Genomic DNA, 21622 nt, shown 5'->3' on the forward strand with positions numbered 1-21622 from the left:
ATTCACGCAGGTCGGACGGGGTCGCCGACGGTTCGAGGGGAGGACCGCGCCGTGCACGGATGGGAGAGCTGGATAGCGCTCGGGGACAGCTTCACCGAGGGGATGAGCGACGAGGGGCCGGTGGGCTTCGTCGGGTGGGCCGACCGGCTGGCCGCGGCGATGGCCGGGCAGCGGCCGCTGCGCTACGCGAACCTGGCCCTGCGGGGGAAGATGCTGGCCGAGATCATCACCGAGCAGGTCCCCATCGCCGAGGCGCTGCGGCCCCAGCTGGTCACCCTGTGTGGCGGGGGCAACGACATCATCACCCCGGGCAGCGACGTCGACGACGTGGCGGCGTTGTTCGAGACCGCCGTGCGCAGGCTGCGGGCCGTGGGCTCGGAGGTCCTGATGTTCACCGGGCCGGACCCCCGCGTGCAGCCCCTGCTGCGGCGCGTGCGCGGGAAGGTCGCGATCTACAACGGACATCTGCGCGCGATCGCGGAGACCCACGGCGCGCGGGTGGTCGACCTGTGGTCCATGCGCATCCTGCACGACCGCCGGTCCTGGTGTGATGACCGTCTCCACTTCTCCACCGAGGGCCACCGGCGCATCGCGCTGCGGGCCGCCGAGGTGCTCGACGTGCCCACCAGCACCGACTGGCGCGAACCACTGCCGCCCGAGCCGCCCCAGCCCTGGCTGCGGCTGCGCCAGGCCGACCTGGCGTGGACGACCACCCACCTGCTGCCCTGGGTCCGCAGGCAGCTCACCGGCGAGTCCATGGGCGACGGCCTGGCCCCCAAGCGCCCCGAGCTGGCGCCGTTACCGGCCGACCTCGGCGCGAACGCCTGAGGGAGGTACCGGCCGGCGCCGCTGCCCCCCTGGGCGCCGGCCGGTGCTCGGACGGCGCTCCCGTGCCGCCCGAGGGCGCCCGGTGTCCCCTCACGGGCGCGGTGGCAGCCTGCCGGCACCCCGGGCCCGGTCGCTAAGCGGTCACTAAACGACCGGTGGCAGGGACTCCAGCGCCGCCCTGGCCGAGTCCGCCAGCGGCGAGCGGACCAGTTCGTAGAGCTCGACGGCCGCGGCGAGCTCGGCCCGCGCGGCGGCGGTGTCGCCGGTGTCGCGCAGCACCCTGGCCAGGACCTCCCGCGCGAACGCCTCGGTCAGCTCCTGGCCGTTGGCCTCGGCCAGCGACACCGCCTCGCGCGCGTCGGCATCGGCCGAGGGCAGGTCCCCGATCGCGTGCTCCAGCTCGGCGAGGTTGGCCAGCGACATGCCGACGAAGCTGGGGTCGCCGACCTCGCGGAACATCGCCACCGCGGCCCGCTGTTGGTCCACTCCGGACTCCGGGCGGCCGAGGCTCAGGTGCGCCTGGGCGATGTTGTTGAGCAGGTGGGCCTCCGTCACCCGGTGCCCGGCCGCGCGGGCAGGCGCGAGTGCCCGCTGATAGCCGTCAAGGGCCTCGGAGAACCGCCTGACTCCGTACAGCGCCGACGACAGCGCGTTGTAGGCCAACGCCAGCACGTGCGGGTCGCCCAGGTCCATGGCCACCTTCACCGCGCGATCGGCGTCGGCGAAGGACTCGTGCGCCAGGTCGAACAGGCTCAGCAGGACCATGCGGCTCAACAGGAGCAGCACCTCGCCGCGCCCGTCGCCGACCTCCCGCGCGCTGTCGAGGCCCACGCCGAGCAGCCACTCCCAGTCATCGCGCCGGGGCCGGACGCGCCGGTACTCCTCGACGACCCTGGCCAGCTGCCACACCAGGTCGTGGCAGCCCGCCTCGGCGCCCGCGGCGACGACCGCCAGCAGGTTGGGCCACTCCCGCTCGAACCACTCCAGCGCCGAGGCGCGGTCGGTGAACCCCGGCAGGGGCACGTCGGGGAAGTCCAGCGCCGGGGCGAGCCCGTCGACGACCGTGCGCAGCCGACGGCGCGCGGTGTCGGCGGCGACGAGGTAGTACCGCAGCAGGGACCGCAGCGGCACAAGGGAATCCGGGGCCAGCTCCCGGGCGTGTAATCGGACGAGGTCGTGCATCCCGAACACGTCGAGGCGGATCTCGGCGACCAGGAACGCCTCGGCCAGCGCGTGCAGCCTGGCCCGCGCGTCGGCCACCGGGACCCCGCACAGCGCCGCCACCGCGTGGACGTCGAACCACTGCCCCGGGAACACCCCGAGCAGCGCCAGCGTGGCCGCCTGGCCGGGGTCCAGCCCGCGGTGGGTGACGTCGAGCGCGGCCCGCACGCCGGTCTCGTCGGGCAGCCCGAGCCCGGCCAGCCGGGTGCGCTCGTCGGCCAGCTCCCCCACCAGGTCCGCTATTGTCCACTGTGGACGAAGGATGAGCCGGGCGCCCGCGATCCGCAGCGCCAGGGGCAGGTACCCGCACAGCGCGACCAGACGCGCGCGGGCCTGGGTCTCCGCCGCGCCGCGCGGGGGCCCGGCGACGTGCTCGATGACCCGCTCGGCCGCGTCGGCGGAGAGGATGTCCAGGACCAGCAGCCGCGCGCCGTCGACCACCAGGGCGTCGAGCCTGCGCCTGCTCGTGACCAGCGCCAGCGAGGTGCCGCCGCCGGGCAGCAGGGGGCGGACCTGGTCGGGGTCGCGGGCGTCGTCGAGCACCACCAGCACGCGCCGCCCGGCCAGCAGCGAGCGGTACAGCGCGGCGCGGTCGGCGAGGTCGGCGGGCACGTCCTTGGCGGCGACGCCGAGCGCCAGCAGGAACCGGGCCAGCCCCTCGGCCGGGTCCAGCGGCGGGCGCCGGGAGTCGAACCCGCGCAGCGACAGGTGCAGCACGCCGTCGGGGAAGGCCGCGGCGTTGCGCGAGCCCCACAGCACCGCCAGCGCGCTCTTGCCGATGCCCGCGGGCCCGGCGATCACCCCGATGACCGGACCGGCGCCGTCGGCGCTGGCGTGCAGCCCGTCCAGCCAGGCCAGCTCCGGCTCGCGCCCGGCGAACCCGCCCGGCGGGGCGGGCAGCTCGGCGGGGGTGACGACGCCGACCCTCGGCGTCACGGTGGGGGCGCGCAGCAGGCCGGTGTCGTCGCGCAGCACCCTGCCGTGCAGGTCGCGCAGGGCGACGCCGGGGTCGAGGCCCAGCTCGGTGGCGGCCCGGCGGGCGTAGCGCTGGTAGATCTCCAGGGCGGCTGCCCGGCGGCCCGCGCGGTACAGGGCGAGCACGAACTGGGCGACGAACTGCTCGCGGAACGGGTAGGTGTCCACCAGCGCGGCCAGCTCGCCGATGACCTCGTCGTGGCGGCCGAGGTCGAGGTCGGCGTCGATGCGCGCCTCGATGACGGTCATCCGCAGCTCGGCCAGGTCGGGGGCGCGCACCCGCCTGCCGATGTCGGACAGCTCCGGCCCCCGCCACAGGTCCTGCGCGCGCGAGAGCAGCGTGGCCCGCTCGGCGGCGGGCTTGCCGCGGGACTCCGCCAGCATGGCCCTGGCGAGGGCGACGTCCAGCCGCCGCGGCTCGACGACGAAGCGGTACCCGGCGCCCTCGGTCTCGATCACCGCGCCACCGGGGTCCACAGAGGACAGCCACTTGCGCAGCCGCGAGATGTAGCCCTGCACGATCGTGCGCGCCGTCGGCGGGGGCTCGTGGTTCCACAGCACGTCGACGATCCGCTCGACGGACACCGGCTTGCCCGCGTCGAGCAGCAGCAGGGCGAGCAGCGCCCGGGTGCCCGGCCCGCCGACGGTGTGCACCCGGTCGCCGCGCATCGCGCCCACCGGCCCGAGGACACAGAAACGCACCGCGTCACCGGGAGAGTCCCAGGCCATCCATCCACCCCCTTTGCGCGCTCCTCCCCGAGCGCGCAAAGGCCAACTTAGGTGGGATGGACGGGGTCGGATGCCCGATTTGCTGTTATTGGCAACCTTCGCTACCCGGATGGCGTAATCGCCTATTACCGTTCAGCGGCCAAGAGGTGTGAACGTCCGCGAGGCGATGAAGTCCGGCCGCGGGTCGGGCGCGGCGTAGGGCTCACCCAGCGTGTTCTCCACGCTGTTGAACACCACGAAAATGTTCGACCGCGGGAACGGCGTGATGTTGTTGCCCGAGCCGTGCATGGTGTTCGAGTCGAACAGCAGCGCCGAGCCCGCCGGGCCGGTGAACTGGTCGATTCCGCAATTCGCCGCCAGCCGCGTGATGTGCTCGCGGCTGGGCACCCCGATCTCCTGCTCCTTCAGCGACGCCTTGTAGTGGTCCGCCGGGGTTTGCCCGACGCACGGCGCGAAAGTGCGCTGGGAGCCGGGCATCACCATCAGCCCGCCGTTGAACGGGTGGTTGTCGGTGAGCGCGATCGACATGCTCACCGCGCGCGGCAGCGGCATCCCGTCCTCGGCGTGCCAGGTCTCGAAGTCGGAGTGCCAGTAGAAGCCCTTGCCCGTGAAGCCGGGCATGTAGTTCACCCGACTCTGGTGCACGTACACCTCCGAGCCGAGGACCTGCCTGGCCCGGTCGAGCACCCGGGGATCGCGGACCAGCTCGGCGACCAGGTCGCTGATGGTGTGCACCTCGAAGATCGAGCGGACCTGCGCGGACTCCTTCTCCACGATGGTGCGCCCGTCGGCCCTGAGCGCGTCGTCGGCGGCGAGCCGGTCCAGCTCGTCGCGGAAGGCGCGCACCTCGGCCGGGCTCAACAGGTCCGGGTACCGGGAGTAGCCGCGGGCGGCGTGGCCTGCCAGCGCGGCCGCGTCCAGGGGGCCGTCGCCACCAGGCCATACCGTGGGCTCGACGCGCTCGACCAGCTCCGCGGGCTCCGCGGTGCGGGTGCGGTAGCGGTCTTCTGTCCTCACGTCGGTCAGCGTCATGCTGCTGTCCTCCTTGGGGAGTGTCAGGAAACGGGCTCGACCACCAGCGGGTACACGCCGTTCTCGTCGTGCACCTCGCGGCCGGTGACCGGGGGGTTGAACACGCACACCGTGCGCATCCGCGTCGCGGGGCGCAGCTGGTGGCGCTCGTGGCCGTCGAGCAGGTACAGCGAGCCGGGAGCGAGCTGGTGGGTCTGCCCGGTCTCCTTGTCCAGCAGCTCGCCCTCGCCCTCGACGACGAACACGGCCTCGACGTGGTTGGCGTACCAGAAGTCGTTGACGGTGCCGCCTTCGAGGACGGTCTCGTGGACGGAGAAGCCGACGCCCTCCTTGGCCAGGATGATCCGCTTGCTGCGCCAGTTCGGCGTCCTGATGTCGCGGTCGGTGTCGGTGACCTCCGCCAGCGTGCGCACGATCACGCGCGGCCCCCCTTCCCCAGCACGGCACGGACCGACTCGGCGAGCACCGCGAGGCCCTGGTCGACCTCGTCCTCGGTCACGGTCAGCGGCGGCATCAGCTTGGCCACCTCGCCGTCGGGTCCGGCGGTCTCCATCAGCAGGCCGCGCTCGAAGGCCGCCGCGCACACCGCGCCCGCGACGTCCCCGTGCGGGAACCGCAGGCCCCGGGCGAGACCGCGGCCCTTGGCCTTGAGGCCGTCGTGCTCCTCGGCCAGCTCGGTCAGGGCCCGGCCGATCTGCTCCCCCTTGGCCAGGGTGCTTTTCTCCAGGGTGTCGTCCATCCAGTACTCGCGCAGGGCGGTGGTGGCGGCGACCATGGCCGGGTTGACGCCGCGGAAGGTGCCGTTGTGCTCGCCGGGCTCCCAGACGTCGAGCTCCGGGCGCAGCAGCGTCAGCGCCAGCGGCAGGCCCATGCCGCCGATCGACTTGGACAGGCAGACGATGTCGGGCACGATCCCGGCCTGCTCGAAGCTGAAGAACGGGCCGGTGCGGCCGCAGCCCATCTGCACGTCGTCGACGATGAGCAGCATCCCGTGGCGCCTGCACAGGTCGGCGAGACCCCGCAGCCACTCCGCGCGGGCGACGTTGATGCCGCCCTCGCCCTGCACGGTCTCCACGATCACCGCGGCGGGCTCGTTGAGGCCGCTGCCGCTGTCGCCGAGCAGCCGCTCGAACCACAGGAAGTCCTCGACGCGGCCGTCGAGGTAGTTGTCGTAGGGCATGGGCGTGGCGTGCACGAGCGGAACGCCCGCGCCGCCGCGCTTCATCGAGTTGCCGGTGACCGAGAGCGCGCCGAGCGTCATGCCGTGGAAGGCGTTGGTGAAGTTGATGACCGACTGGCGGCCGGTGATCTTGCGGGCCAGCTTCAGCGCGGCCTCGACGGCGTTGGCGCCCGCCGGGCCGGGGAACATGACCTTGTAGTCGAGTTCGCGCGGGGCCAGCGCGACATCGCGGAACGTCTCCAGGAATTCCCGCTTGGCCACCGTGTTCATGTCCAGCGAGTGGGTCACCCGGTCCGCCATCATGTAGTCGATGACGGCCTTTTTCAGCACGGGATTGTTGTGCCCGTAGTTGAGCGCTCCGGCGCCCGCGAAGAAATCCAGGTATTCACGGCCGGACTCGTCGTACATGTGGCTGCCGACAGCGCGGTCGAACACGACCGGCCAGCTGCGGCAGTAGCTGCGCACCTCGGACTCGGTCGTCTCGAAGACGTTCACTTCGTTCACCATCCAGGGTCTCGTGTCGTCTCACGCGGACACCGCGGCGGCGGGCTGCAGGGGCCCGATCCGGTGCAGGTCCTCAGGGTCGTGGTCGTCGGGGAACTGCTCGGCGGCGAACAGCGCGGTGGCTTCCCGCCGGGCTCCCCAGCGCCGCGCCAGCGCGTCGAACAGGGCGATCGACGCGGCGTTGTCCGGGGTGATCGTGGTCTCCAGGTATCTGACGCCGTGTTCGGCGAGGCGCCCCACCAGGTGGTCGAGGAGCCGCGCCGCGTACCCGTTGCCGCGCTGGGCGCCGTCCACGGCGATCTGCCAGACCACCACGGTCTCGGGGTCGGCCGGGCGGATGAACCCGATGACGAAACCGACCACGGCGCCGTCGACCCGCACCACGGCGGAGGTGTCCGCGAAATCGCGGCACCACAGCAGATAGGCGTAGGAGGAGTTGAGGTCCAGCTTCCCGGAATCACGCGCGATTCGCCAGAGCGCGGAGCCGTCCCGGCTGGACGGCTTTTCGATCAGATGATTTCCGGACATACCTCGGCAACGTAACAGGGAATTTTCCCGGATACCGGCCCTGCGCGTTCGTGTACCGCGACCCACCTGGGGTTTCACCGAAACCGCCGTGAGGAGTACAACAGTGCGGTTGCCGCCGCGCGCGAGCCTGTGCTACCTGCGGAGACGCTCCACGAACACCATCCGGGGCCGAAATCGAACTGTAACAAGAATGAAAACACGAAAATGTCCGATGGGGCTGAGTCTCCCCATCGGACATCCGTTGCGAGGTGTTTACAGACCTGCCAGCAAGTCCGTTTCGGTGATGCCCGGACCCTGGCCGCGGCGGATGAACCACTCGGTCCCGAAGGCCCCGGCGAACAGCTCGTCCGGCATGGCCAGGAAGAAGGAGTCCTCGGCGATCTGGCTGGCGTGGGCGCGCATCGCGGCGCGCTTGACCTTGACGTACTCGGCCACGTCCACCTGGGCGGTGATCTCGGCCTCCGGCTTGCCCAGTTCCACGTCCTCCGGCGGGCCCCAGCCGTCCTCGCCGCGGGCGCGGGCCGCGGCGGCGTCGCGGTTGAGCTGGTCGCGGTTCATGGTGGCCTCGTAGACCCGGGGCGTGCCCGCCAGCTCGGCGGCGCGGTAGCCGACGTGGTGGACCTTGATGTGGTCGGGGTGGCCGTAGCCGCCGTTGTCGTCGTAGACGGTCAGGACGTCGGCGCGCTCGTCGACGAGGATGTCGGCCAGCTTGCGGGCGGCGTCCTCCACCGGGGCGCGCCAGAAGGCCGCCGGGTGGTCGTTGTCGGGCTCGCCCACCATGCCGGAGTCGCGGTAGCCGAGGAACTCCACCCGGGAGACGCCGAGGATCTCGGCGGCGGCGGTGGTCTCGGCGACGCGGCGTTCCCACAACTGCTCGCCGGGGGCGAGGAAGCCGTCGGCGACCTCGCCCAGCTCGCCGCGGGTGGCCACGACCAGGACGACCCGGTGACCCGCGTCGGCGGCCTTGCGCATGATGCCGCCGCAGCTGATGCACTCGTCGTCGGGATGGGCGTGGAAGGTGACAACAGTTGCCATGCTTACAAACTTACGCGGGTACTCCGACAATCCGCGCCGACGTTCGCTCTGAGCGGGACGCTTCATCCAGGACCGAATCCAGGATCTCGCCCACGCGGACCGCGGTGTTGGACAGCAGGGTGGAGGTCAGGCCGTGGGTGTGCTCGGTGCCGCCCTGCAGGTAGACGCCCGCGCTGACGTGCGGCGCGGTGCGGAGGCGGTGGTCGCGCTCCACGACGGGCAGGCCGAGGGCGTCGCGCTCGCAGACCGAGCCCGCGCGGCCCAGGAGGTCGAAGACGTCGCCGGGGCGGTAGCCGGTGGCGTAGACGACGGCGTCGCAGCGCAGGGTCTCGACCGCCCCCGAGGGCAGGTGCTCGACGGCGACGTAGACCGCCTCGTCGGTCTCGCGCACGAAACGGACCTTCGAGGCCGCGCGGATGTCCAGGCGGCGGGTGCCCGCGACCTTCTCCCGGTACTCGCGCCGGTACAGCTCCTCGATCAGGTCCAAGTCGACCACCGAGTAGTTGGTGTTGCGGTGGTAGCCCATCAGCAGCGCCTTGACCTCGGGCGTGCTGCGGTGGAAGTCGTCCACGGCGACGGGGTCGAAGATGCGGTTGGCGAAGGGGCTGTCGTCGGCCGGGGTGTAGCCGTAGCGGGAGAACACCGCGGTGACGGTGGTGTCCGGCAGCGCGGAGTGCAGCTGCGCCACCGTCTCCGCGCCGCTCTGGCCCGCGCCGACGACCAGGACGCGGCCCGCGCCGTCGAGGGACTTGACGCGGTGCATCAGCTCGATGTTGTGCCACACCCGGTCCGAGGGCTCGGCGTCGGCGGGCAGCACGGGCGAGAGCCCGGTGGCCACGGCCAGGTTCCGCGTCCGCAGGGACACCACGGCGTCCTGGCCCGCGGGGGCGGCGACGACGTCGAAGTAGGCGACCTCGCCGTCGACCTCCACCGGGCGCACCGAGATCACCTCGACGCCGTAGCGGACCTGGTCGGCGACGCGGGCCGCGGCCCACTCGAAGTAGTCGTGGAACTCCGCGCGCAGCGGGAACATCGTCTTGTGGTTGATGAAGTCGACCAGCCGGTCGCGGTCGCGCAGGTAGCACAGGAAGCTGAAGTCGCTGGCCGGGTCGCGCATCGTGACCAGGTCCTTGAGGAAGGAGACCTGCATGGTGGCGTCCGGGATGAGCATTCCCCGGTGCCAGCCGAAGCGCTGCTGGCGCTCGCAGAACAGCGTGCGCAGCGCGCGCTCCGGGTGGCGGCGGTTGTGCTCGTCGACGGCGACCGCCAAGGCCAGGTTGGACGGGCCGAACCCGATGCCCACCAGGTCGTACACCTCGTTGGTCACGTCATCCTCCGGTAGCCGTCCACCAAACCGAGGTAAGGCTAACCTAATTATTCCGCCACCGGGAGTGGTCTGCGTCTCTCAGTTCGGCCGCGCGGTCAGGTAGCCGCCCATGCTGGTGAAGTAGTCCTGCGCGGACAGCTCGGCGCCGTCCTCCGTGCGGACCCTGGTCACCAGCAGCGCCCGGCTCCGGCCCCGGCGCGCCTCGGCGCCCGCGACGATGGCCACGCCCCCGCCCTCGCGGTAGAAGATCCGGCCGGGCGTGCCGCCGTAGACGGCCTGGGAGACCTCGGCCTCGACGATCTCCAGGCGCCTGCCGCGGTGGAAGGTGAACGCGCTGGGGTACGGCGCGCACTGCGCGCGCACGAGGCGGTCGAGCTCCTCGGCCGACCACGTCCAGTCGATGCGGAGGTCCTCCTCGGCGCGCTTGTGGAAGAAGCTGGCCTTGGAGCGGTCCTGCTTGACGAAGTCCGCCTCGCCCCTGGCGATGCGGTCGAGGCCCTCGATGGTCAGGGTCCCGAACAGCGGCAGGGTCTTGTCGAACAGGTCCTTTGTGGTGTCCCGCGGTCCGATCGGGACCGCCCGCTGGGCGACGACGTCCCCGGCGTCGAGCGTCTCGTCCATCATGTGGGCGGTGACGCCGACCTCGGGCTCGCCGTTGACCAGGGCCCAGATGAGCGGGGAGAACCCGGCGTAGGCGGGCAGCAGCGAGTCGTGGACGTTGAGGGTCCCCTTGCGCGGGAGGTCGAAGACGTGCGGCGGAATCCACGTGCGCCAGTTCGTGGCCACGAGGACGTCGGGGTCGGCCTCCTTGAGGGCCTGGACCAGCTCGTCGTCGTCGGCCTTCTCGCGGATGAGCACCGGCACGCCGTGGTCGTTGGCCAGGTCCTCCACCGAGTCGGCGAAGACGCGCTCGTAGGCGCCGTCGCCGCGGGGGTGGGTGACGACCATGACGACCTCGTGCTCGGACTCCAGCAGCGCCCGCAGCGTCTCGTGGCCCCACGTCTGGAAGCCGAACATGACGACCCGCATGGGGCCCCTCCTTAGGTAAGGCTGACCTACCTGTGGAGGTTAACCCAGCTCGGCGTTGTCCACGATGACGGCGGTCACGTTGTCCCGCCCGCCCGCGTCGACGGCCAGCGCGACCAGGCGCTCGGCGGTGTCCCGCGGCCCGTCGGCCTCGGCGAGGACCTCGGCGATGGTGGCGTCGTCGACTTCGAGGGTGAGGCCGTCGGAGCAGAGCAGGAAGCGCTCGGGCGGGGCGGCGGGGAAGACGAGCAGGTCGGGCTCGGGGGCCGGGGCGATGCCCAGGGCGCGGGTCAGGACGTTGCCCAGCGGGTGGCCGACGGCCTCCTCCGGGGTGAGGTCGCCCGCGGCGACCATCTCGGCCAGCTCGGTGTGGTCGACGGTGAGCTGGGTGAGGACGCCGTCGGCGTGGCGGTAGACGCGGGAGTCGCCGATGTTGAACAGCACCCAGTGCGGCGACCCGGCGAACTCGACCAGGCACAGGCCGGTGACGGTGGTGCCCATGCCGCGCGTGCGCGGGTCGCGGACGGTGGCGGCGAGGATGGCGGCGTTGGCCTCGCGCAGGGCGCCGCGCACGTCCTCCGGGCGGACGGTGCGCTCGGCGAGGTCGCCCAGCACGGCGACGGCGAGGGCGCTGGCCACCTCGCCCGCGGCGTGCCCGCCCATCCCGTCGGCGACGGCGTACACACCGTCGGCGACGAGATGGGCGTCCTCGTTGCCCGCGCGCACCTGGCCGGTGTCGGTCGCGGCGCCGGAGCGGATGGTCTCGGTCATGTCCCCCATGTAAGCCGACATCGTCGCGGGATGGGCACGCGTTATGCGTGCGGCTCCACCACACAGTCGGAACCGGGGGACATGATGGACTCATGGCCGCCGCCGTCGCGGACGCGGTAGGGCGGGGCGCCGTCGGGTCCCAGGACCTCGACGACCTCCAGCACCCGGTCGTGGGCGCCCACGACCTTCCCGTGGACCACCAGCCGGTCTCCAGATCGGGCGTGCACGGCATACCCCTTCCGGTGGGCGACGCTTCCGAGTATCGCCCGGACGCGACCGGCCCGCCCGGTCAGCGCGGGCGCACGGCGGTGATCACGCTCTCGAAGTCGGTGTGGCCGTGGCCGCTCTCCACGGTCCGCGCGGCCAGCTCCTCGACGGTCGCCAGCAGGCGCGTGTCGACCCCGGTGGCGGCCATCGCCTCCCGGATGTGGCGCATGGTGTGCACCTGCATGTCCAGGCGGGCGGCGCCGTCGGGGAACGTCCCGGCGGCGATGCCGTCACCCATGAGCGTCACGAAGGAGGTCACCGTGCCCAGCCAGTCTGCGGCCATGGCGGTGAACTCCGTGACCGGGACGCCCGCGGTCTCCACGAGCGCGGCGGCGCTGAGGTAGCCGCCGAACGTCGTCCACATGAGACTGAGCAGGGCCATGTCGTACAGCGCGGCCGCGCCGGGATCGCCGCCGCCGTGCTTGACCGTGCCGAGGGGTTCCAGGATCGCCGGGTCGGCGTCGCCCGCGGCGAGGACCAGGGCGGACGGGTCGCCGATGCCCGGCGGGGTCGCCATGATGGCGCCCGCGAGGAACCGCGCCCCTCGTGCCGTGATCCGGGCCGCCATGTCGCGGGCCTGGTCGGGGGTGCTGGTGGTCACGTTGACCACCGTCTTGCCCGCGACGTCGGCGCTGCCGATGACCTGGTCGACCGCGGCCTGGTCGAGCACGCACACCACGACGACGTCGGCCGCGCCGACCGCCTCCGCCGCACTCGCCGCGCTCTTGGCGCCCTGGCCGACCACCTCGGCGTCCCGGCCCGGCGTGCGGTTCCAGACGGTGACGTCGTGGCCCGCCTTGAGGTACGCCCCGGCCAGCGCGCGGCCCATCGTGCCCAGCCCAAGGACAGCTGTCTTCCCAGTCATTCGTTCCCCAGCCCCAGTAGTGTCGGACGTGCTCGACCATGCTGGTCCGGCGGCTGTTCGCTGATCAAGTACGCACTTTGAAGTGGGTACTTACCGCCAGGTACGGGGAGAACGGATGGGCAAGGGCCCCTACACATGCGGCTTGGACGCCGCACTGGACGTCGTGGACGGCAAGTGGAAAGCCGTCATCCTCTGGGCCCTGTCCCAAGGCCCCGCCCGCTTCGGCGAACTCCGCCGCCGAGTGGGCCCCATCACCGAAAAGGTCCTCACCGACCACCTACGCCGAATGCAATCCGACGGCCTCCTCACCCGCACCGCCCACCCCGAATCCCCACCCCGCGTCGTCTACACCCTCACCCCCCTCGGCACCTCCCTCAACACCGCCCTAGAACCCCTCGGCGACTGGGGCGACCAACACCAAGCCACCATCACCGCCAACCGCAACCACCACGCGTCCTGATGGGGCGAAACTCGCCGAGCAAGTCAAGAACCGTCGGCACCGGCCACCAACAGAAGTGAACGAAAACCGGCACCCCGACCGCCATAGTCCCAGCTCAACAAGTGTCGTCCCCGCACACGCGGGGCTGGTCCGGCCGCCCAGGGCGACCCGCCCGAGGGCGGCCCGTCGTCCCCGCACACGCGGGGCTGGTCCGCCCCTCACCAGGAGATAGGAGCAGGACGATGAGTCGTCCCCGCACACGCGGGGCTGGTCCCCCACACCTCGGCCGCAGACGGCCAGGCCAGCGGTCGTCCCCGCACACGCGGGGCTGGTCCCACACGTTCGGCTTGCCCCGGTTGTGTCGGAAAGTCGTCCCCGCACACGCGGGGCTGGTCCCGGCCACGGCTTCATCTGCAAGTGCCCGACCGAGTCGTCCCCGCACACGCGGGGCTGGTCCGCGCAAGCCCGCCCGCGACCAGGTCGAGGGCGAGTCGTCCCCGCACGTGCGGGGCCATCAAGATCGGCGAGCGGATAGAGGGCTGCCGTGGAACAAGTGGGCCCCTGACTGAGCCCTCAGAGGGTCCGGAGCGTCCGTGGTGGCCAGCGGGGCGCTGGCTGCGGGAGCCGGTACCGGGACTCGAACCCGGAACCTTTCGCTTACAAGGCGAGTGCTCTGCCAATTGAGCTATACCGGCGTCGGCGCCCCGTGGGGGTGCCGGGAGACATCTTAAGGCGTGCGCGGTTGCGGGGTTGGTGGGCTTCCCTCAGCGTGGGGCGGGCCTACTGGGACAGTGTCGTCCGGTGATCCGATGTGAGCAGCGGTGGAGGTGGTGGGTGTGTGGTTCGCTCAGCGGGGGCGGGCGAACGGGGTGTGGTGGCAGACGAAGGCCGAGCCGGTGGGTTGGGGGGCTGTCCACGGGCCTGAGCTGCCCGATGACCGGACCGTGAGCGTGGTGCTCGATCTCGCGCTGCGGATCGGGGATGTGCAGATGGCGTCGGGGGCCGGGGCGGCTGATGTCACGGCGACGATGTTGGCGGTCACGGGGGCCTACGGGCTCCCGCACTGCGAGGTGGACGTGATCTTCACCTCCATCACCGTCGCCTGCCACCGGGGGACCGAGATGTCGCCGGTGACCTCGCTGCGGGTGGTCCGGTCCCGGAGCCTGGACTACACCCGCCTCGCCCACCTGGAGACCCTGGTGCGCGACATCTCCGACGGGCGGGTCGCGCTCGCGGACGCCCACAGCGAGCTCGACCGGATCACCGAGGCCAACCACCCCTACCCGCGCTGGGTGGCGACGCTGGCCTGGGCGGGCATGGCCTTCGCCGTCACCATCCTCATCGGCGGCCCGGTCGCGATGGCCGCCTGGGCGGCGCTGATCACCGCGGTGGTGGACCGCGTCGGCAGGGTTCTCAACAAGCGGGCGCTGCCGTTCTTCTTCCAGCAGCTCGTCGGCGGCGCCCTGGCCACGGGTGGCGCGCTGGCCCTGCTGGCCGGCGGCCTGCTGCCCGGTGCCAGGGCGACGGTGCTCGTCGGCGCGGCGATCACCGTGCTGCTCTCCGGGCTCTCGGTCGTCTCGACGGTCCAGGACGCCATCTCCGGCTACAACGTCACCGCCGCGGGCCGGGCGATGGAGGTGTCGCTGATGACCGCGGGCCTGATCGCCGGGGTCGTGCTCGCGCTGAACATCTCCGTGGCGCTCGGGATGCCGTACCTGCCGCTGGCCGACGCGCTCCCCCAGACGGCGCTGCGGCTGCCGGTCCAGGCCCTCGCCGGGGCCGCCGCCGCGGGCTGCTTCGCGCTGGCCAGCTACGCCACCCCGCGCGCCCTGCTGATCGCCGCGGCGGCCGGTGGGCTCGGCGCCGCGGTCCACGGCGTCCTGCGGCTCGGCGGGATCGGGCTCATCTCCGCCTCCGCGGGGGCCGCGATCGCGGTCGGGTTCGCGGGCGGGCTGGTCGCGCGCAGGCTGCGGATGCCGGTGCTGATCGTGGCCGTCAGCGGCATGGTGCCGCTGCTGCCCGGCCTCACCACCTACCGCGCCCTCTACGAGCTGGCCATCGCCAAGTCCACCGCGGGCATCCCCACCCTGATGACCGCCGCCGCCATCGCCCTGGCGCTGGCCGCGGGCGTCGTCCTCGGGGAGTTCCTCGCCCAGCCGGTGCGCACGGGGCTGAGCAGGCTGGAGCGCAAGCTCGCAGGGCCGCGGATGTCCGGGCCGCTGCGTCCCGTGAACCGCCGCCTGGAGTAAACGTGAGCGTCGCCACCGGTCTTCCCCACCAGACGCAGGACGCGCCGGGCGGCCAACCTGGCTAGCCTCGAACCGAACCGCGAATCCGAGGAGGCACACCGGCGTGAGCAGCAGCAACGGGTCGGACTTCATCGTCGTGGCCAACCGCCTGCCGGTCGATCTCGAACGCCTTCCCGACGGCGCCACCCGGTGGAAGCACAGCCCCGGCGGCCTGGTCAGCGCGTTGGAGCCCTTCCTGCGCAACCACAAGGGCGCCTGGGTCGGCTGGCCGGGGGTCGCCGACGCCGAGGTCGACGACTTCGAGGAGGACGGGCTGCGGCTGCGGCCGGTCTCGCTGACCGCCACCGAGGTCCGCGACTACTACGAGGGCTTCTCCAACGGCACCCTCTGGCCCCTCTACCACGACGTCGTCGCGCCGCCGGTGTTCGATCGCGGCTGGTGGGACGCCTACGTCAAGGTCAACCACCGCTTCGCCGACGCCTGCGCCAAGGCGGCCGCCCCCGGCGCGACGGTGTGGATCCAGGACTACCAGCTCCAGCTGGTGCCCGCGATCCTGCGCGCCGAGCGGCCCGACCTGCGCATCGGCTTCTTCCTGCACATCCCCTTCCCGCCCACCGAGCTGTTCATGCAGCTGCCCTGGCGCGCGGAGATCGTGCGCGGCCTGCTCGGCGCCGACCTCGTCGGCTTCCACCGGCCCGGCGGCGCGCAGAACTTCCTCTGGCTGGCCCGGCGGCTGCTGGGCCTGGAGCCCACCCGCGGCGCGGTCGGCGTGCGCACGCGCCCCGGCGTCATCCAGCTCGGCGACCGGGCCGTGCGGGTGGGCGCGTTCCCCATCTCCATCGACTCGGCCGGTCTCGACGCGCTGGCCCGCAAGCGCGAGACGATCACCCGCGCCCAGCAGATCCGCGCCGACCTCGGCAACCCGAAGAAGGTGATGCTCGGTGTCGACCGCCTCGACTACACCAAGGGCATCGACCTGCGGCTGCACGCCCTGCGCGAGCTGCTGACCGACGGCCGCGTCGACCCGTCGGAAGTGGTCATGATCCAGCTGGCCACCCCCAGCCGCGAGCGGGTCGAGCACTACCAGCGCATGCGCGACGAGATCGAGCTGACCGTCAGCCGGATCAACGGCGAGTTTGCCAGGGTCGGCCACCCGGTCGTGCACTACCTGCACCAGTCGGTCGACCGCGCCGAGCTCTCCGCGTTCTTCTCCGCGTCCGACGTGATGCTGGTGACGCCGCTGCGGGACGGCATGAACCTGGTCTGCAAGGAGTACGTGGCGTGCAGGCACGACCTCGGCGGGGCACTGGTGCTCTCGGAGTTCGCGGGCGCGGCCGCGGAACTGACGAGTTCATTCCTGGTCAACCCTCATGATCTTGACGGCGTGAAGAACGCCATGCACGCTGCCCTCACGATCGATCCAGCGGAAGGTCGCCGTAGGATGCGCGCTCTGAGGCGTCAGGTGTTGACCCACGACGTCGAACGCTGGGCTCGCTCGTTCCTGGACGCGTTGAACCCCGACCACAACAACTAGAGCGACCCACCCCCGCACACATCACTGCCCCAAGGAGAAGGCGTTGACCGCCGAGGCCCTCCCCGCCGAGCTGCGGCGCGCGATCGTGCAGATCGCCCGCACCCCGCGCCTGCTGGTCGCCTGCGACTACGACGGCACGCTCGCGCCCATCGTCGAGGACCCCGAGAGCGCGCGGCCGCACTCTGAGTCGGTGGGCGCGCTGCGGTCGCTGGCCGGGCTCCACGAGACCACCGCGGCGGTCATCTCCGGGCGCGCCCTGCGCGACCTGGCCACGCTGTCGCGGCTGCCCTCCGAGGTCCACCTCGTGGGCTCGCACGGCTCGGAGTTCGACGTGGGCTTCGTGCACGCGCTCGACGCCGACGCCCGACGCCTGCACCGCAGGGTCGAGTCCGACCTGGCCATCCTGATCGACGGCGAGCCGGGCGTGCACCTGGAGGTCAAGCCCGCCAGCATCGCCGTGCACGTGCGCCGCGCCGCGCCGGAGGTCGGCCAGCGGGTGCTCGACGCCGTCCGCCAGGGACCGGCCACGTGGACGGGTGTGCACGTGACCGAGGGCAAGGCGGTCATCGAGCTGGCGGTGATCCAGACCGACAAGGGCCACGCGCTCGACGTGCTGCGCCACCAGGTCAGCGCCACCGCAGCGGTGTTCGTCGGCGACGACGTCACCGACGAGAAGGCCTTCGCCCGCATCACCGGCCCGGACGTGGGCATCAAGGTCGGCCCCGGGGACACCGCCGCCGCGTACCGCATCGACGACCCGATCGCGGTCGGCGTGGCGCTGGCGTTCCTCCTGGAGGAGCGCCGCGCCTGGCTCTACGGCGAGCAGGCGTGCCCGATCGAGCGGCTGACCATGCTCGCCAGCGAGCGCTCCGTCGCGCTGGTCACCCCGGACGCCCGGCTGACCTGGCTGTGCCACCCCGAACCAGACTCCGCGTCGGTGTTCGCCGACCTCCTCGGCGGACCCGGCGCGGGCCACTTCTCCATCTCCCCCGCCCGCGGCGGCCTGCCCCTGGGCCAGCGCTACCTCCCGGGCACGATGACCGTGGAGACGCGCTGGTCGGGCCTGCTGGTCACCGACCACCTCGAGAACGGCGCCGAGCCGCACCGCACCGACCTGACCCGGGTGCTCACCGGCAACACCACCGCGCTGGTGGAGTTCGCCCCGCGCCCGGAGTTCGGCCAGGTGCAGGTGCGCCTGGAGGCGGTCGGCGACGGCCTGCTGGTGCAGGGCACCGGTGACCCGATCGCGCTGCGCTCCCCCGGCGTGACCTGGGAGATCGCCACCGACGGCATGCACGACACCGCCAGCGCCACCGTCGTGCTGAACCCCGACGAGCCGGTGGTCTTCGAGCTGCGCTGCGGCAGCGACGAACTCGGCGCGCACCCGGTCCCGCACGCCGAGCGCAAGGCGGCGGCCGGGTCGTACTGGTCGAACTGGCTGGACACGCTGGTCCTGCCGCCGGTGGAGAAGGACCTGGTGGCCCGCTCGGCGCTGACCCTGCGCGGCCTCTGCCACGCCGAGACCGGCGCGATCATGGCCGCGGCGACGACGTCGCTGCCGGAGGAGATCGGCGGCATCCGCAACTGGGACTACCGCTACTGCTGGCTGCGCGACGCGTCGATGACGGCGAAAGCCTTGGTGTCGCTGGGTTCCACCGCGGAGGCCGAGGCGTTCCTCCGCTGGCTGCACGCGGTGCTGGCGACGCTGCCGGGGCCGGAGCGGCTGCACCCGCTGTACACGATCGCGGGCACGACCCTGCCGCCCGAGGCCGTGATCGACACCCTGCCCGGCTACGCGGGCTCGCGGCCCGTGCGCGTGGGCAACCTGGCCAACCAGCAGGTCCAGCTGGACGTGTTCGGCCCGGTCGTCGACCTGGTGGCGGCCCTGTCCGAAGCCCGGGGCTCGCTGACCGACGACGACTGGCGCATGGTCGGCGCGATGGCCGAGGCCGTGACCCGGCGCTGGCACGAGCCCGACCACGGGATCTGGGAGGAGCGGCACCGGCCGCGCCACCACGTGTACTCCAAGGTCATGTGCTGGCTGACGATCGACCGGGCGATCCGCCTCGGCGAGGCGTACGAGCGCACCGCGGACCCGGCGTGGGGCCCGCTGCGCGAGGAGATCGCCAACGATGTCCTGACCAACGGCTGGAACGACGAGGTCCGCTCCTTCACCACGGCCTACGACGGCACCGACCTGGACGCGGCCACCCTGCTGATCGGCATGGTCGGCCTGATCGACCCGACCGACGAGCGCTTCCAGGCCACCGTAACCGCGACGGAAGCCGAGTTGCGTAGCGGCTCGACGGTGTATCGCTACCACCGCGACGACGGCCTCCCCGGCGACGAGGGCGGCTTCCACCTGTGCGCGGCGTGGATGATCGAGGCCTACCTGCTGACCGGCAGGCGCACCGAGGCCGAAGACCTCTTCGCCCAGATCGTCGACGCGGCAGGTCCCACGGGCCTGCTGCCGGAGGAGTACGACCCGGTCGCGGAGCGTTCGCTGGGCAACCACCCGCAGGCGTACTCCCACCTGGGCCTCATCCGCTGCGCGCAGCTCCTTTCGGCCTGAACTTCACGGAACGCATCCTGTCGTATCCGCTCGGTAGGTAACCTGCCGAGCGGACACAGGCGCGCGCGACGGGAGGCACCGTGCCGGACGGGCATGAGCAGCAGGTCAACACCGAGGTCGACGGCCACATCGCCGTCGCCAGGACAATCAACGCCATCTCCCGCGTCCTGCCGTTCGGCCCAGGCGCCGGGTACACGGCAGGCGGCGGCGGCGAGGGCGGCCACTTCGCCATCTCCAGCCTCGATGAGCTCAACGCCCTCAAGACGCGGTGGGAAGTCCTCGTCGAGAAGATCGACTCCGCAGGCGAGAAGCTGCGCATGGCCGCCGACCTCGTCAGGCCGCCCGCCCAAGACGGGCCGAGCGAGTACGAGGCAGGCAAGACCCGCCTGACCCTCCAGGCAGCGATCGAGCACAACCAAATGATGGGTCTGTACGCCCAGGGCTACGTCGACAAGCTCACTGCCGCGGCTGCGGACTACGCCGCTACCGAAGGCGACAACACCGCAGGCATCAAGAAGTCGGGAGACTGAGCGCCCATGTCCACTCGGCTCCATCGAGCGACCGTCCTCACCGCCTGCGCGATCGCACTCGCCGCCTGTGGGGACCCACTCACGCCGATTCCGGGGCAGCCGGAAGCAACCACTCCTCAGCCAACCGGCCAACCGACCGCGGCACCGACGGAGGACAGCCGGTTCGGCGCTCCGAGCGTTGACGAACCGCTCGACGCGTCCAAGCAACTCGCCGATCCGTGCACCTCGCTCAGCCCTGACCAACTCCGAACACTCGATATGAAGACCACACCCCGGCCCGGGGACAAGGACTCCTTCAATTCCCTTGGTCCCTACTGCTCTTGGCGCGACTCAACGAACCGCGAGAACTACACCGTCGGCTACAACGTGCCGAACAAGAACGGGCTCGCCGACCTCTACCGTGCTCAGGAAAACGGCAATTGGGCCTACTGGGAGCCCACGACAGTCAATGGCTACCCCGCTGTGTGGAAGGAACTCACGGACCTGCGCGACATGGGTGGGTGCAATATCTCGGTCGGTATCACTGATCAACTGCATTTCTCGGTGTTCGTGGCACGGGCCGTGCCTGCCACCGCGTGTGAGGACGTCAAGAAGGTCGCTGGGGCGGTTGTGGAGACGTTGAAGAAGAACGGGGGCTGACGTGGTGTTCCAGATGCAGTGCATGTCCGGGCAGGCCATCTACGAGAACTTCGTCAACGGCACCGGCGGCGAAGGGCTGGCCGAGTCCGCCCGCCAGGTCAACGAGGCCATGACGCAGTACGGCGAGCTGTCGGCCGAGATCCGGAAGCTCACCGCGGACATGGAGTCCGTGTGGGAAGGGCCTGCCGCCGGGGCGGCGTCGCGGGGCGCGGGGCCGCTGGCGATCGAGCACGAGCTGGCCGAGCCCGAGCTGGGCAACGTCCAGGACCTCACGCAGCGCCAGGTCGGCTCGTACAACGACGCCAAGCACCAGGTGCAGCCGATCCCGTCGGTGCCCGAGAAGCCGGGCCTGTGGGACAACCTCACGAGTTTCGGTGGCGCGAGTGAGACCTACGAGCAGCAGGTCCACGCGAACCAGGCCGCCAATGACAACAACGTTCGGGTAATGCAGACCTATGAGGGCGCGTCGCTGTACAACGGCGACAGCATGCCCCAGAAGTATGGGCAGATGAACCCGGACCAGTCGCAAATCGTCATCGGTGGTGGGGGTGGGACCGAGACGGGCGGGGACGATGGCCGTGGGGGCGGTGATCGTGAGGTTGGCGGTTTCGGGCGGGGGACGGACAGCGGGCGTGGCGAGGGGTCTCCCGAGTACGGGGGCAGGCCGCCGACCGGGGTGCCCGGGCCGACGGGTGCCAGTGGGTTCACGCCTCCGCCTGGCGGTGGTGGGCCTGGGCCGGTTCAGCCGGGGCCGGTGCCGCCGCCCGGAGGCGGGGCCGCTCCTGGGCCGTGGCCGGGCGGTGGGCCGCTGCCGGTGCCGCCGTCTCGGCCTGGTGATTCGACGCGGCCTGGGACTCCGCCACGAGGTCCGGGTGGGCGAGGCCCTGGGGTTCCGGTGGCTCGGCCCGGTGGTCCGGGTACGGGTGGGCCGGGTTCTAGCGGGCCTGGAGCGCGTGGCGGTCTCGGAACCGGCGGGCCGGGGGTGCGCGGTGGCTTCGGGGCTGGGGGGCCGGGCGTCGGCGGGCTGGGCACTGGCGGCCCAGGTGCAGGCGGGCCGGGCACTGGCGGACCGGGCACTGGCGGGCCGGGCACTGGCGGGCCGGGCGGAGGTCAGCGCGGCGGTCCCGGGATTGGGCCTGGCGGACCAGGGGCGGGCGTGGATGACGGGCGGTCGGGGGCCGGGCGGGGTGGGCCGGCTGGCGCGGGAGGCGCGGGGCGTGGTGTGGCGGGTGGGATGCCGATGGGTGGGGTGGGGGCCAGGGGTGAGGAGGACGAGGAGCACCGGCGGCCCTCGTACCTGGTCGAGGACGATCCGGACAGCCTGTTCGGGACCGACCAGGTCACCGCGCCGCCGGTCATCGGGGAGTAGCC

The 21622-nt window shown here is 72.0% G+C and carries 20 protein-coding genes, 1 tRNA gene, 1 pseudogene and 1 CRISPR repeat array; of the genes and pseudogenes, 8 read left to right on the forward strand and 14 right to left on the reverse strand.

Features of this window, described 5'->3' with window-relative positions:
- Positions 1-51: 51 nt before the first annotated feature.
- Positions 52-828 carry an SGNH/GDSL hydrolase family protein gene (locus ACTG9Q_RS10875; RefSeq protein WP_455572544.1) on the forward strand — a complete coding sequence of 259 codons (777 nt, stop codon included), beginning with the start codon at positions 52-54 and terminating at the stop codon, positions 826-828.
- A gap of 144 nt (positions 829-972) precedes the next feature.
- Here ACTG9Q_RS10875 and ACTG9Q_RS10880 read toward each other — a convergent pair whose 3' ends face one another.
- The 12 genes and pseudogenes from ACTG9Q_RS10880 to ACTG9Q_RS10935 all read right to left on the reverse strand — a co-directional run.
- The gene (locus ACTG9Q_RS10880) at positions 973-3726 is read right to left on the reverse strand and encodes a BTAD domain-containing putative transcriptional regulator (RefSeq protein ID WP_455572545.1); all 2754 of its coding nucleotides are present in this window, start codon (positions 3724-3726) and stop codon (positions 973-975) included.
- Between the two features lie 159 nt (positions 3727-3885).
- On the reverse strand, positions 3886-4785 hold the full coding sequence (thpD, locus tag ACTG9Q_RS10885; protein ID WP_455572546.1) for an ectoine hydroxylase: 900 nt from the start codon (positions 4783-4785) through the stop codon (positions 3886-3888).
- 23 nt (positions 4786-4808) lie between these two features.
- Entirely contained in the window at positions 4809-5204 is a 396-nt protein-coding gene (locus tag ACTG9Q_RS10890) for an ectoine synthase (protein WP_455572547.1), read from the reverse strand.
- The gene (gene ectB, locus ACTG9Q_RS10895) at positions 5201-6460 is read right to left on the reverse strand and encodes a diaminobutyrate--2-oxoglutarate transaminase (protein WP_455572548.1); all 1260 of its coding nucleotides are present in this window, start codon (positions 6458-6460) and stop codon (positions 5201-5203) included. Before ectB ends, ACTG9Q_RS10890 begins: the two co-directional genes overlap by 4 nt.
- A 30-nt stretch (positions 6461-6490) precedes the next feature.
- A complete protein-coding gene (gene ectA, locus ACTG9Q_RS10900; RefSeq protein ID WP_455572549.1) occupies positions 6491-6997 on the reverse strand; it encodes a diaminobutyrate acetyltransferase in 507 nt (168 codons plus the stop codon).
- 252 nt (positions 6998-7249) lie between these two features.
- A complete protein-coding gene (locus tag ACTG9Q_RS10905) occupies positions 7250-8032 on the reverse strand; it encodes a PIG-L family deacetylase (RefSeq protein ID WP_455572550.1) in 783 nt (260 codons plus the stop codon).
- Between the two features lie 10 nt (positions 8033-8042).
- On the reverse strand, positions 8043-9359 hold the full coding sequence (locus ACTG9Q_RS10910) for a lysine N(6)-hydroxylase/L-ornithine N(5)-oxygenase family protein (protein ID WP_455572551.1): 1317 nt from the start codon (positions 9357-9359) through the stop codon (positions 8043-8045).
- Between the two features lie 78 nt (positions 9360-9437).
- Positions 9438-10388 carry a methionyl-tRNA formyltransferase gene (locus tag ACTG9Q_RS10915; RefSeq protein WP_455572552.1) on the reverse strand — a complete coding sequence of 317 codons (951 nt, stop codon included), beginning with the start codon at positions 10386-10388 and terminating at the stop codon, positions 9438-9440.
- 39 nt (positions 10389-10427) lie between these two features.
- Positions 10428-11156 (reverse strand): PP2C family protein-serine/threonine phosphatase, encoded by a 729-nt coding sequence (locus ACTG9Q_RS10920; RefSeq protein WP_455572553.1) that lies wholly within the window; start codon positions 11154-11156, stop codon positions 10428-10430.
- A gap of 41 nt (positions 11157-11197) precedes the next feature.
- Positions 11198-11383 carry a DUF1918 domain-containing protein gene (locus ACTG9Q_RS10925; RefSeq protein ID WP_455572554.1) on the reverse strand — a complete coding sequence of 62 codons (186 nt, stop codon included), beginning with the start codon at positions 11381-11383 and terminating at the stop codon, positions 11198-11200.
- Positions 11384-11445: 62 nt separating this feature from the next.
- The gene (locus ACTG9Q_RS10930; RefSeq protein ID WP_455572733.1) at positions 11446-11940 is read right to left on the reverse strand and encodes an imine reductase family protein; all 495 of its coding nucleotides are present in this window, start codon (positions 11938-11940) and stop codon (positions 11446-11448) included.
- 18 nt (positions 11941-11958) lie between these two features.
- Positions 11959-12318, reverse strand: a pseudogene (locus tag ACTG9Q_RS10935) (NAD(P)-binding domain-containing protein); the annotation flags it as partial.
- A gap of 112 nt (positions 12319-12430) precedes the next feature.
- On the opposite strand from ACTG9Q_RS10935, the gene ACTG9Q_RS10940 reads away from it, so the two are divergent.
- A complete protein-coding gene (locus ACTG9Q_RS10940; protein WP_455572555.1) occupies positions 12431-12748 on the forward strand; it encodes a winged helix-turn-helix transcriptional regulator in 318 nt (105 codons plus the stop codon).
- Between the two features lie 103 nt (positions 12749-12851).
- Positions 12852-13185: direct repeats of the CRISPR family, unit length 29 nt; unit sequence GTCGTCCCCGCACACGCGGGGCTGGTCCC.
- Between the two features lie 164 nt (positions 13186-13349).
- Here the strand turns inward: ACTG9Q_RS10940 and ACTG9Q_RS10945 are convergent.
- Positions 13350-13422: transfer RNA gene (locus ACTG9Q_RS10945), tRNA-Thr, on the reverse strand.
- Positions 13423-13596: 174 nt separating this feature from the next.
- Here ACTG9Q_RS10945 and ACTG9Q_RS10950 point away from each other — a divergent pair.
- From ACTG9Q_RS10950 to ACTG9Q_RS10970, 5 genes are all read left to right on the forward strand, one after another.
- Entirely contained in the window at positions 13597-14976 is a 1380-nt protein-coding gene (locus tag ACTG9Q_RS10950; RefSeq protein ID WP_455572734.1) for a threonine/serine ThrE exporter family protein, read from the forward strand.
- Between the two features lie 103 nt (positions 14977-15079).
- Entirely contained in the window at positions 15080-16510 is a 1431-nt protein-coding gene (locus ACTG9Q_RS10955) for an alpha,alpha-trehalose-phosphate synthase (UDP-forming) (RefSeq protein ID WP_455572556.1), read from the forward strand.
- A gap of 43 nt (positions 16511-16553) precedes the next feature.
- Positions 16554-19082, forward strand: coding sequence for a trehalose-phosphatase (gene otsB, locus ACTG9Q_RS10960; RefSeq protein ID WP_455572557.1), 2529 nt, complete (start codon positions 16554-16556; stop codon positions 19080-19082).
- Between the two features lie 80 nt (positions 19083-19162).
- A complete protein-coding gene (locus ACTG9Q_RS10965; protein WP_455572558.1) occupies positions 19163-19612 on the forward strand; it encodes a hypothetical protein in 450 nt (149 codons plus the stop codon).
- 6 nt (positions 19613-19618) lie between these two features.
- Positions 19619-20251, forward strand: a complete 633-nt coding sequence (locus ACTG9Q_RS10970; RefSeq protein ID WP_455572559.1) for a DUF3558 domain-containing protein — start codon at positions 19619-19621, stop codon at positions 20249-20251.
- Positions 20252-20290: 39 nt separating this feature from the next.
- On the opposite strand, the gene ACTG9Q_RS10975 is transcribed toward ACTG9Q_RS10970, so the two are convergent.
- Positions 20291-20611 (reverse strand): hypothetical protein, encoded by a 321-nt coding sequence (locus ACTG9Q_RS10975; RefSeq protein ID WP_455572560.1) that lies wholly within the window; start codon positions 20609-20611, stop codon positions 20291-20293.
- An 880-nt stretch (positions 20612-21491) separates the two neighbouring features.
- Here ACTG9Q_RS10975 and ACTG9Q_RS10980 point away from each other — a divergent pair.
- Positions 21492-21620, forward strand: a complete 129-nt coding sequence (locus tag ACTG9Q_RS10980; protein WP_455572561.1) for a hypothetical protein — start codon at positions 21492-21494, stop codon at positions 21618-21620.
- Positions 21621-21622 lie beyond the last annotated feature (2 nt).

It is taken from the genome of Actinokineospora lacus (assembly GCF_053813445.1).